The organism is Alistipes sp. CAG:268, from assembly GCA_000434235.1.
In the GTDB taxonomy this organism is placed as follows: Bacteria; Bacteroidota; Bacteroidia; order Bacteroidales; family Rikenellaceae; genus Alistipes; species Alistipes avistercoris.
Map to the genome: position 1 here is coordinate 1 of FR892001.1, position 8,861 is coordinate 8,861.

The following is an 8,861-nucleotide window of genomic DNA, read 5'->3' on the forward strand; positions in this document are numbered from 1 at the left end:
AAATTGTCGTTTAGGCAAGAAAAATTGTTGTTTAGGCAAGACGCACCGGCGCCCGGAGAGGGCGGGATGTCACGAAATCGGATCGTTTTCGAGGTGAGACTTGCGCCATCCGGACGGGGATACACCCTCCTTTTCCTTGAAGATCCGGGTGAAATGGCTGGGCGAAACGAAGCCCGAGATCTCGGCGATTTCGGCGATGTTCTGCTCGGGGTGCCGGAGCATGCTCCGCTTGGCATATTCCAGCCGCAGGTCAGTGACCCAGTCGCGGAACGAAAGGTCATAGGTCGCCTTGATGTATCCCGAAAGGTAGGTGCGGTTGGTATGCAGGGTGTCGGCCAGTTCCTTGATCGTGAGTCCCGGGTGGAGATAGCCGTCGGCGGCGATCCACTCCCGGATCTTTCCGGCGATCTCCGTGAGGTGCGACGGCATTTCGGGCTCGGGTTCGGACTCCGTCCCGGCGTCGCTCAGGATCTCGTCTTCCGATGCGATTTCGCTCTCCATTGCATGTTCCACCCGCTCGTAGAAGAGCAGGTAGCTCTGGTAGCAATGGAAAAGGTAGATGTAGAAAGGAACCGACGAGAGGATCCACACGAAGACGTAGCGGTCGGGCAGGAACGTGAGCAGCCCGCAGCCGACACCGAAGATGACGGCCCAGTAGGTGAAGATCGAGAGCCAGCGGATGTAGGCCCCGATGTCGTCGGAGTGGGTGTCGGCGAAGAGACGTACGGCGCGTCGGTAGGCGCGGATAAGACGTCGGGCCAGCCTGATGCCGTAGCACACGAGCCAGGCGGCCATTACCGTCAGTCCCGCCTTTTGGGTCGGGCCGCTGTGCAGACCCAGCAGGATGAAGGCCGACAGGAGCGTGAAGAGCATCCATGCGGCGAGGTGGAAGGCAAAGCGCCGCCCCGTGACGTAGAAGCGATCGAGCAGCGTGGTGAGTGCCGAACTGAAGAGCCAGTAGCAGAGGAAGTAGGTCGAAAGGTTCATCAGGATGGCCGCATTGACGTTGTGGAACCGGATCCCGAAGAAGAAATGCACCGCATAGTTGGCGGCCAGCAGCAATATGGCAGCGCCCATGATGCGTCGTGAGCGGAGGTAGTTGGCGAAGATGGCCCGGTCGGGCGTCGGGGCCAGCAGGAAATAGACGCCGAAGAAGATCATCAGCGGCAGGGCGATGCAGAGCGAGTATTCGTAGAGCGGGTAGTTCATGGGGTTTTGGTATTGCGGCCTGCGGACGGAGGCCTGTCTCTTCGGGAGGAAGGCTCCCGGGTCTGCGTCGCAAACACATAACAAAGGTACGCAATAATTCGATCGGGCGTTTGATTTTTGTACACGAAAAGTTTTCCGAAGGGAACAATTTCGTCCGTTTTTCTGTCGGGCCGGTCAGGAGCCGGATCGGCTCCGGCTGCTCCGGTAAGATGAAAAGGCCTGCATGCTTTTGACATGCAGGCCTTTTTTGAAACCATGGTCCCGAAGCCCGCCCGCCGTCTTCGGATCCGGGTGCGGGACCGGGATATATTCCCGGGCGGAAACGATCAGATGAAGAGGTTCAGGTTGGCCTCCTCGGTGCGGTCGAGGTACGAGGCAACGCCGCCCAGCGTGATGCCGTCCAGCAGCTCTTCGCGCCGTACGCCCATGACGTCCATCGACATCGTGCAGGCGATCATCTCCACGCCGCTCTCGCGGGCCTGGCGCATCAGTTCCTCGAGGCTGTCGATCTTTTTGCGGCGCATGATGCCGCGCATCATGCGGCTGCCCATGCCCCACATGTTGAGCTTCGAGAGGTGCAGCTGTCCGCTGTGCGCCGGGAGCATCCAGCCGAACATGCGGTCCATGAGGTCTTTCCGTACGGCTGGTTTTTCGCGCTTTTTGATGACGTTGAGCCCCCAGAAGGTGAAGAACATCGTCACCTGCTTCCCGGTTGCTGCCGCTCCGTTGGCGATGACGAACGATGCCAGCGCCTTGTCCAGATCGTCGCTGAAGACCACGATCGTCTTGTTGTCGGCCGCTGTGCGTTGTGCGCTGCGGCACGAAGCCTCGGTCGGCGTCTGCTTGCGGATCAGGGCCCGCACCTTGCCGCAGCTCGTGTCGAGCGACAGCAGTTCGGCGCCCGTCATCCGGCACCACGAGGCCACGTCACGGCCGAATGCCTGGTCCGTTGCCGTGATGCGGAGCCGTTCGCCCGGTTTCAGCCCTTCGTAGCTCTTCCTGAGTTGCATGACCGGCCCCGGGCACATCAGCCCGCAGGCATCCACCTCGAGCGTCGGGGTTGCCGGTTCCGCGCAGGCGGTCGGCGCATGCCGTACACTCCGGACTCCGGCCCCGGTGCTGCATCCGCAGCTGCCATTCCCGCTCTGCTCGTTGTGGGGCTCGGGTACCGGGGCGGTTGCCGCGCGCCATGTCGCGTAGCCGCCCGAGAGGTTGCGGACGTCTGTAAATCTGTGCTGCGAGAGGATGCGGCTTGCCAGGTAGCCCCGCAGACCGACGGCGCAGCTCACCACGACGGGCCGCTCGCGCGGCAGTTCACCGAGGTGTTCGCGCAGCTCGTCGAGCGGGATGTTCACGAAGCCCGGGATCGAACCCATTGCGAACTCATCGCGCGTGCGGACGTCGATGCACAGCGTCTCCCGGGAAAGCGTCCCGATCTCGCGCCACTGGATCGGGCGCACCCGTCCGGCAAGGATGTTCTCCGCCACATATCCGGCCATGTTCACCTGATCCTTGGCCGAGGAGTAGGGAGGTGCATAGGCATGCTCCAGCTCCGTGAGGTCGTGGACGGTGCCGCCCGTGCGGATGATCTGTTCGAACATTTCGATGCGTTTGTCGGCACCGTCGTATCCGACGACCTGTGCGCCGAGCAGGCGGCCCGTGCCGGGAGCGAAGAGGATCTTGATCGCGAGCGGCAGCGCATCGGGGTAGTAGCCGGCGTGCGAAGCACCGTGCGTGTATGACGAGATGTATTCGATGCCGTTGGCCTTCAAAAGCTTGGCATTGGCTCCGGCCGCGGCTACCGTCAGGTCGAAGACCTTGGCAACCGAGGTGCCGATCGAACCCTTGTAGGAGTGGGTGTTGCCCAGTATGATGTTGTCGGCTACGATGCGGCCCTGTTTGTTGGCCGGGCCTGCCAGCGGAATCAGGGCCGGGCGGCCTGTGACCAGATGGCGCACCTCGACGGCGTCGCCCAGGGCGTAGATCTCCGGGTCGGAGGTCTGCATGTATTCATTGACGGCGATGCCGCGGCGCTCGCCCAGCACGAGCCCCGCTTCCTGGGCGAGTCTGGTCTCGGGACGCACGCCGATACTCAGGATCACCAGATCCGACGTGATCTTCCGGCCGCTCTGCAGGTGGATGGAAACACGCCCTTCGGGGGTCTCCTCGAAGCGTACGACGCCATCCTCAAGGTAGAGCCCCACCCCCTTGTCCGTCAGGTGGCGGTGGACGAGTGCCGCCATCGAGAAGTCGAGCGGGGCCATCACCTGGTTGGCCATCTCCACCACATCGACATGCAGCCCGAGGCGGTGCAGGTTCTCGGCCATTTCCAGACCGATGAATCCGCCGCCCACGACCACGGCATGCTGCGGTCGCTGCGTATCGACATATTGTTTGATGGCATCCGTGTCGGGAACGCTGCGCAGCGTGAAAATTTTCGGGCTCTCGATGCCCTCGATCTTCGGGCGCAGGGGCTCGGCTCCGGGCGAAAGCACCAGCCGGTCGTACGACTCCGTGTAGGTCTCGCCGGTGGCGAGGTTGTGCACCGAAACCTGCTTGCGCGTGCGGTCGATCGAGGTGACCTCCTGCTCGGTGCGGATGTCGATGCGGAAGCGGTCGGTGAAGCCTTTCGCCGTCTGCACGAAGAGCTTCGAGCGGTCGGCGATCGTGCCGCCGATGTAGTAAGGCAGGCCGCAGTTGGCATACGACACGTATTTACCCCGTTCGAAGAGAATCACTTCGGCCTGCTCGTCCAGGCGGCGCAGGCGGGCCGCTACGGTGGCCCCTCCGGCCACGCCTCCGACAATAAGAATTTTCATGGGTCCGTATGTTTTTGGTTTATTGGTTCGATTCAAAGGGTTCCGCCTCCTCCGTGAGGACCTTCAGCCGGGCGAAAAGTTCGTCGAACCCCATGGCAGCCTGCTGCATCTGCCGGATCTTCGCATATCCTTCGTCCGAGAGCGAGAAAAGCATCTGCCGCCGGTCATGCGGGTTGATCGTCCGGAGCAGAAAACCTTTCCCCTCGACCGCCGTGATGACCTTCGAGACGCGGGGATTCGACAGCCCGACGAAATCGCACAACGTTCCGGCCGTGCGGGGACGGTCGTCCCTGAGGCAGCAGAGCAGCATCGCCTCGTTGATCGTCAGCCCGTGACGCTCGGAAAAGATCCGTTCGAATTGGTACAGAGTCTTGTAGATCTCCTTGATCCGGCAAATGGGTTCCATCTTTTGCGTTTTGTCCGATGCAAAGATATGATTATTCCCAATAAAAACTATTTTTATTGAAAACAAAATGCATCTCGTCCAATTCTGAGGGGCTGGAGGCTGGGATCTTTCACCGATGGGGCAGGGGCTGCTTCGGACGGTCGTGTTTTTTCGGGCCTCTTTCGGTGTTGGAATTGCTCCGACAGCGAGGAAAGGGCCTGTTCGGTCTGTAGGCGGATTGGAGCGTCGAACGGGGAAACGCCATGATTCCCGAATGGAAGCCTGTTGCCGGCGGGCAGGCGGCTGAAAGCCTGGCTGCTGGTGTTGGCGGTTGGCGGTGAGACTGTCGTCGCTTTCCTGCAAGAAACAAAAAAGCCTTACATATCATTGATACATAAGGCTTTTTGCTTGTTTTGGCGCTTCCCTTTCCTGCGCCCTGGGGTGGAAGAAGGGGCTCGAACCCTCGACCTTCGGAACCACAATCCGACGCTCTAACCAACTGAGCTACATCCACCATGTGATCTCATTGCAGGGAGATCGTCCTTTCAAGGTGCAAATGTAATACGTTTTTTCGGTCCGTGCAAAAAAATCCGCCGAAAAATGTTGTCTTTCCCTTCGGGCGTGACAAAATGGCAGTCCGCCCTGCGACTTTGTCACGCAAAACCTGCCAAACCGCACTTGGCACAACTCTTGTCGGGAAGGAGGGTGCGAAAGCAAAAAAACATAACATAACTTAAAAACATAGAACTATGAACGTAAAACCGTTATCGGACCGTGTGCTGATCCTCCCGAATCCTGCGGAGGAGAAGACGGCCGGGGGTCTGATCATCCCCGACACGGCAAAGGAGAAACCGCTGGCAGGCAAAGTCATCGCAGTCGGCCCCGGCACTTCGGAGGTCAAGATGGAGGTCAAGGTGGGCGATCAGGTGCTCTACGGCAAGTATGCCGGTCAGGAGATTCAGATCGACGGCGAGACTTACCTCATCATGAAGCAGAACGACATTCTGGCGATCATCTAATCAACATCTAAAAAACGGAAAACACCATGGCAAAGGATATCAAATACAATGTCGAGGCGCGCGAACTCCTCAAGGAGGGTGTCGATGCGCTGTCGAACGCAGTGAAGGTAACGCTGGGCCCCAAGGGTCGCAACGTGATTATCGACAAGAAGTTCGGTGCTCCCCAGATCACCAAGGACGGTGTGACGGTCGCCAAGGAGGTTGAGCTCGAGGATGCATTCGCCAACATGGGTGCACAGATGGTCAAGGAGGTCGCTTCGAAGACCAACGACGATGCCGGTGACGGAACAACGACGGCAACGGTGCTTGCACAGTCGATCATCGGTGTGGGCCTGAAGAACGTGACCGCCGGTGCCAACCCGATGGACCTCAAGCGCGGTATCGACAAGGCCGTGGCCAAGGTTGTCGAGTCGCTGCGTGCACAGAGCCAGGAGGTCGGCTCGGACTTCGCGAAGATCGAGCAGGTGGCTTCGATCTCGGCCAACAACGACCACAACATCGGCAAGCTGATCGCCGAGGCGATGGCCAAGGTCAATAACGAGGGTGTGATCACCGTCGAGGAAGCCAAGGGTACCGACACGCATGTGGAGGTGGTCGAGGGCATGCAGTTCGACCGCGGTTACATTTCGGCCTACTTCATGACCGATCCCGAGAAGATGGAGGCGCAGCTCGAGAAGCCCTACATCCTCATCACGGACAAGAAGATCTCGACGATGAAGGAGCTTATGGGCGTGCTCGAGCCGGTTGCCCAGAGCGGCCGTTCGCTGCTGATCATCGCCGAGGATGTCGATGGCGAGGCGCTGTCGGCCCTCGTGGTGAACAAGCTGCGCGGTACGCTGAAGATCGCTGCCTGCAAGGCCCCGGGCTTCGGTGACCGCCGCAAGGAGATGCTCGAGGATATCGCCATCCTGACCGGTGCCACGGTCGTATCGACCGACAAGGGCATGAAGATCGAGGATACCGACCTCTCGATGCTCGGATCGGCCGACAAGGTGACGCTCAACAAGGAGAACACGACCATCGTCGATGGCGCCGGTCAGAAGGAGGCCATCGCCGCACGTGTGGCTCAGATCCGTGCCTCGATCGAGAAGGCTACCTCGGACTACGACAAGGAGAAGTTGCAGGAGCGTCTGGCCAAGCTGTCGGGCGGTGTGGCCGTGCTCTATGTCGGTGCCGCTACGGAGGTCGAGATGAAGGAGAAGAAGGACCGTGTGGACGATGCACTGGCCGCAACGCGTGCCGCAGTCGAAGAGGGTATTGTTCCGGGTGGCGGCGTGGCCTACATCCGTGCTACGGCATCGCTCGAGGGCATGAAGGGCGACAACGAGGATCAGACGACGGGTATCCAGATCGTCAAGCGTGCGATCGAGGAGCCGCTGCGCCAGATCGTGGCCAACGCCGGCGGCGAGGGCTCGGTTGTCGTGAACAAGGTGCGCGAGGGCGAGGGTGCCTTCGGATACAACGCCCGCGACGACAAGTATGAGGACATGCTCAAGGCCGGTATCATCGACCCGACGAAGGTGTCGCGTGTCGCTCTGGAGAATGCTGCTTCGATCGCCTCGATGTTCCTGACGACCGAGTGCGTCCTGGCTGAGAAGAAGTCCGAGCAGCCGGCTCCGGCCATGCCCGCCGGCGGCATGGGCGGCATGATGTAATCGTGCCCCGGACCTGAATAGTGAAGAATCCCCGGAAGCAACAGCCTTCGGGGATTCTTTTTTTTTCGGGAGGGGGTTATGCCTCCTCCTTGAGAAGCCGGTAGCGAACGATGTCTGCGACCGAGACGACGGGGTAGTTGTTCTCCCTGGCGAAGGCCTCCACCTCGGGCCTGCGGGCCATGGAGCCGTCCGGCAGCGTCAGTTCGCAGAGTACGGCGCATGGGGCGTAGCCCGCGATGCGCATCAGATCGACGCTGCCCTCCGTATGTCCGCGGCGTCCGAACACCCCCTGTTCGTGAGCCACGAGCGGAAAGAGATGGCCCGGTCGGGCGAGGTCCTCCGGCCGGGCATGCGGTGCGATGGCGGCCCGGATCGTCGCGATCCGGTCGGCTGCCGAGACGCCCGTTGTGACACCTGTGGCGGCTTCGACGGATACCGTGAAATTGGTCCCCTGGCGGTTGGTGTTGTGCCGGACCATGGGCGGCAGGTCCAGGCTCCGGGCTCTCTCCGAGGTGATGCACAGACAGACGATTCCGCTGCAGTGGCGGATCAACTGGGCCATCTGTGCGATGGAGATGCTTTCGGCCGGGAAGATCAGGTCCCCTTCGTTTTCCCGGTCTTCGTCGTCGGTGAGCAGGATTCCCGATCCCCGACGCAGGGCTTCGGCGGCGGCCTCGACGCGGCGGGCCGCTTCGGCATCGGTGTTTGCTGGGTGTTTCATCATGGCGTGGATGTGTAATTGCGGTGAGGCAAATTTAGTGCTGGTTTCGATCGGTTATTTATGGTATATTTGCACATTGTGGTGCTCTGTTTGCCCACATGCCGATATGAAACAAGGAATCGTCCATCGGATGGTGCCGGCAACCGAACGGCTGTCGGTCTCCCATCTTTCGGAGCTCGCCTTCGAGGCTCCGCTGCATTACCATACGGAGTATGAGTTGATCCATGTGATCTCCGGATCGGGGGTTGAGTTCGTGGGAGGCGGGAGCGCCCCGTATGCACCCGGGACGCTGACGCTTATCGGGGGAGGGGTCCCGCATCTGCACCTGTGTGCCGCCTCGGACCGTGCGTCGGCACTTTGCGAGGTGCTCTATTTCCCGCAGCGGCTGTTTCCCGTGCATCTGTCGGAACTCTCCGAACTGCGATGGATCGATGTCTTGCTGGAACGCAGCCGCAGCGGGGTGCGCTTTACGGGCGAGCGGGAGGTCGAGGCCTTCGTCGCGGCCATGAAGCGGATCGACGGGACGGAAGGGGTCGGACGGGTTTGTATCCTTTTCGAACTGCTCGATTTTCTGGGACGCAGCGGCGATTACCATTGCATCGATGCCGGCGCAGGACCCTGCGCCGGTGTCTGCGGTGCGGATGAACCTTTGTGGCGGGTGCACCGCTTTCTGCTCGGCAACCTCGGCCGGAAGCTGACCCTCGGGGAGATCGCTTCTTCGGCCGGCTTGTCACCGGCGGCCCTGTGCCGCTATTTCCGCCGTCGTACGGGACGTACCGTCTCCGAATATGCGAATGCGCTCCGTATGGCGCGGGTCTGTAACGGATTGATGCATACCGATCAGTCCGTCGCGCGGATTGCTGCGGAGGCAGGTTTCCACAACTTGTCGCATTTCAACCGCCTGTTCCGCCTGACGACCGGCATGACCCCGACGGCCTATCGTCGGAATCTGGGATTGTGCCGGGAGTGATTCCGGAAAACTGAATGCCTGCGCGGACGGACCCCCCCCCGAGGCTCCGGAGTAGCGGCTCTTGTGCCATTCGCGGGCATGGG

Annotated in this window: 7 protein-coding genes and 1 tRNA gene; 3 read left to right on the forward strand and 5 right to left on the reverse strand. The window is 60.9% G+C overall.

Translation table 11 applies throughout. From position 1 onward, the window contains the following. Nucleotides 1–69: 69 nt before the first annotated feature. From QZL63_RS05700 to QZL63_RS05715, 4 genes are all read right to left on the reverse strand, one after another. Nucleotides 70–1,209: a helix-turn-helix domain-containing protein gene (locus QZL63_RS05700; protein ID WP_022308370.1), complete on the reverse strand. Its 1,140-nt coding sequence runs from the start codon at nucleotides 1,207–1,209 to the stop codon at nucleotides 70–72. 326 nt (nucleotides 1,210–1,535) lie between these two features. After that, nucleotides 1,536–4,028: an FAD-dependent oxidoreductase gene (locus QZL63_RS05705; RefSeq protein ID WP_022308371.1), complete on the reverse strand. Its 2,493-nt coding sequence runs from the start codon at nucleotides 4,026–4,028 to the stop codon at nucleotides 1,536–1,538. Nucleotides 4,029–4,047: 19 nt separating this feature from the next. Further along, nucleotides 4,048–4,434 (reverse strand): MarR family winged helix-turn-helix transcriptional regulator, encoded by a 387-nt coding sequence (locus QZL63_RS05710; protein ID WP_022308372.1) that lies wholly within the window; start codon nucleotides 4,432–4,434, stop codon nucleotides 4,048–4,050. A gap of 416 nt (nucleotides 4,435–4,850) precedes the next feature. Beyond that, a tRNA-His gene (locus QZL63_RS05715) sits at nucleotides 4,851–4,927 on the reverse strand. A gap of 235 nt (nucleotides 4,928–5,162) precedes the next feature. On the opposite strand from QZL63_RS05715, the gene QZL63_RS05720 reads away from it, so the two are divergent. Together QZL63_RS05720 and groL are read left to right on the forward strand one after the other, a co-directional pair. Continuing rightward, on the forward strand, nucleotides 5,163–5,432 hold the full coding sequence (locus tag QZL63_RS05720; RefSeq protein ID WP_022308373.1) for a co-chaperone GroES: 270 nt from the start codon (nucleotides 5,163–5,165) through the stop codon (nucleotides 5,430–5,432). Between the two features lie 26 nt (nucleotides 5,433–5,458). Next, nucleotides 5,459–7,087, forward strand: a complete 1,629-nt coding sequence (gene groL, locus QZL63_RS05725; RefSeq protein ID WP_022308374.1) for a chaperonin GroEL — start codon at nucleotides 5,459–5,461, stop codon at nucleotides 7,085–7,087. A 76-nt stretch (nucleotides 7,088–7,163) separates the two neighbouring features. Here groL and ribB read toward each other — a convergent pair whose 3' ends face one another. Beyond that, nucleotides 7,164–7,808: a 3,4-dihydroxy-2-butanone-4-phosphate synthase gene (gene ribB / locus QZL63_RS05730; RefSeq protein WP_290586210.1), complete on the reverse strand. Its 645-nt coding sequence runs from the start codon at nucleotides 7,806–7,808 to the stop codon at nucleotides 7,164–7,166. Nucleotides 7,809–7,914: 106 nt separating this feature from the next. Here ribB and QZL63_RS05735 point away from each other — a divergent pair, with 106 nt between their 5' ends. Then, on the forward strand, nucleotides 7,915–8,778 hold the full coding sequence (locus QZL63_RS05735; RefSeq protein ID WP_290586173.1) for an AraC family transcriptional regulator: 864 nt from the start codon (nucleotides 7,915–7,917) through the stop codon (nucleotides 8,776–8,778). Nucleotides 8,779–8,861: the final 83 nt, after the last annotated feature.

Coding starts and splice junctions, on each gene's coding strand:
- QZL63_RS05705 (WP_022308371.1), bottom strand. CDS start 4,028: ATGAAAATTCTTATTGTCGGAGGCGTGGCCGGAGGGGCCACCGTAGCG.
- QZL63_RS05710 (WP_022308372.1), bottom strand. CDS start 4,434: ATGGAACCCATTTGCCGGATCAAGGAGATCTACAAGACTCTGTACCAA.
- QZL63_RS05735 (WP_290586173.1), top strand. CDS start 7,915: ATGAAACAAGGAATCGTCCATCGGATGGTGCCGGCAACCGAACGGCTG.
- QZL63_RS05720 (WP_022308373.1), top strand. CDS start 5,163: ATGAACGTAAAACCGTTATCGGACCGTGTGCTGATCCTCCCGAATCCT.
- ribB (WP_290586210.1), bottom strand. CDS start 7,808: ATGAAACACCCAGCAAACACCGATGCCGAAGCGGCCCGCCGCGTCGAG.
- QZL63_RS05700 (WP_022308370.1), bottom strand. CDS start 1,209: ATGAACTACCCGCTCTACGAATACTCGCTCTGCATCGCCCTGCCGCTG.
- groL (WP_022308374.1), top strand. CDS start 5,459: ATGGCAAAGGATATCAAATACAATGTCGAGGCGCGCGAACTCCTCAAG.